A 2,105-nucleotide genomic window follows, 5' to 3' on the forward strand; every position below is an offset into this window, starting at 1 on the left:
AGAAGCCCGAGAACCTGCCGTCCAAGGCCGAGATCAGCGATCCCGCGGCGTGGGTCTCCCGGGTCCTGTGAGCCGGAGCGTGGTCGCCCGGTGAGCCGGCCATGACGCTGCACCCGGCCGTCGCGGCGGTGCGGCTCGCCGTACGGCGTGGGCTCGCGGACGTCGAGCCCGGCGCCACCGTGCTGGTGGCCTGCTCGGGTGGCGCCGACTCCTTGGCCCTGCTCTCCGCCTGCGTCTTCGAGGGTCGCAAGGCCGGGTGGCACGTGGTGGGGGCCACCGTCGACCACGGTCTCCAGGAGGGTTCGGGAGCGCAGGCCGAGCGGGTGGTCGCGCAGATGGCCGGGCTCGGTGTCGCCGAGACGGTCGGGGCGCGGGTCCGAGTCGAGGGCGAGGGCCTGGGGCCGGAGGCAGCTGCCCGACAGGCGCGGTACGCGGTTCTCGCCGAGATGGGGGAGCGGTTCGACGCCGCAGCGATCCTGCTCGGCCACACCCGCGACGACCAGGCCGAGACCGTGCTGCTCGGGCTGGCCCGCGGCTCGGGAGGGCGATCCCTGGCGGGCATGCGCCGGTCGTTCGACCGCTACCGGCGTCCGCTGCTGGACGTCTCCCGGGCCGACACCGTGACGGCGTGCCAGGTGGAGGGGATCGAGTACTGGTCCGATCCGCACAACGCCGACCCCCGGTTCACCCGGTCCCGGGTCCGACGGCGGGTCCTGCCGGTGCTCGAGGACGAGCTCGGGCCCGGCGTGACCGAGACGCTCGCCCGGACCGCCGAGCAGCTGCGCGAGGACATGGACCACCTCGACGACCTGGCCGCCGCGGCGTACGACGAGTTCGAAGGGGTGCTCGAGGTGGAGCGACTACTGGTCCAGTCCACTGCCGTGCGGACGCGGATCCTGCGGTTGGCTGCGCTGGCCGCCGGAGCGCCTGCTTCGGAGCTCTTCCACGAGCACGTGAAGGCGATGAACGCGCTGGTGGTGGCGTGGAGCGGGCAGAAATGGGTGGATCTGCCCGGACACCTGAGGTGCTTTCGCGAGAACGGCAGATTGACCTTTCGAACGTTCGGGTGACCCGTTCGGGTGACCCGTTCGGACGAGTTGTCGCGAATTCACGCTTCGGTGCGCAGGGCGATCTCTAGGATTCGCTCAGCCCATTTGGGCGGCCCCCCTTTTTCCGAAAGAAGAACATCGTGATCAAGAAGACCCTTCTGGGCCTCATGACGGTCGGGCTGCTCTCGCTGGCCCCCGTCGCCCAGTCGCAGGCCTCCACCCAGTCGGCCGACTCGGCCTCGGTGGGAGCGCCCCAGGCGAAGAAGCGCATCGCCTACATCTCCGGCTATGTCCGGAACCAGCTCGGCAAGTACCAGGACGACGTGAGCGTGGCGGTCCTCAACGCCAACGACCTCGGCGCGACCCCGCTGGCCTCTGCCCTGACCTACTCGGGTGAGGACTTCGGTCACGGCTTCTACAACATCGAGCTCAAGTACGAACCGGCCGTGGTCACCAGCATCGTGATCCGGTTCTCCAGCCTGGACACCGTGCCGAGGAACCTGCGGTTCAAGACCTACACCACCGCTCCGTTGGCGCTGAAGCGCAACTACCAGTTCTTCGACCTGCCGGACATCCGGATGAAGCTGGCCACCAAGGTGGCCTCGGCCGCGAGTGCTGCGGTCCACGCGGCGAAGAAGGGCCAGCCGGTCGGCAAGGCCCTCAAGGAGATCACCGAGGGTGACGGCTCCGTCCTGGCCGTCCAGGTCGGCGTCGCCAAGGGCCAGCCGAAGATCCTCAAGATGTTGGGCGAGGTGACCTTCTCGGTGACTCAGGGCTCGAAGACGGTCAAGTTCCAGGACCCCTCCACCAAGAGGAAGAAGCTGGTGACCGAGCTCAAGCAGGCCCTGGAGCCCACCAGGCAGGCCGGTGACTCCGCGGCCGTCGTGGTGCTGCCGCACCTGGCCGGCTCCACGCCGTACACCGTCGAGGTCTGCGAGACCAAGACGGTGAAGGGGAAGAAGAAGAAGGTCTGCCGCGACGAAGAGCGCTTCACGGCATCGGAGAGTTACACCCTGCACGTGAGCTACCCCGGCTCCGACGAGGCGAGGGGCTCGA

General features: G+C 68.9%; 2 protein-coding genes. Both read left to right on the forward strand.

What is annotated here, in order from left to right:
• Positions 1-101 precede the first annotated feature (101 nt).
• Entirely contained in the window at positions 102-1,070 is a 969-nt protein-coding gene (gene tilS, locus ABZE72_RS16690) for a tRNA lysidine(34) synthetase TilS (RefSeq protein ID WP_372730160.1), read from the forward strand.
• 119 nt (positions 1,071-1,189) lie between these two features.
• On the forward strand, positions 1,190-2,105 hold a 916-nt coding region (locus ABZE72_RS16695), incomplete at its 3' end, for a hypothetical protein (protein WP_372730161.1).

The organism is Nocardioides sp. (genome assembly GCF_041600255.1).
In the GTDB taxonomy this organism is placed as follows: Bacteria; Actinomycetota; Actinomycetes; order Propionibacteriales; family Nocardioidaceae; genus Nocardioides.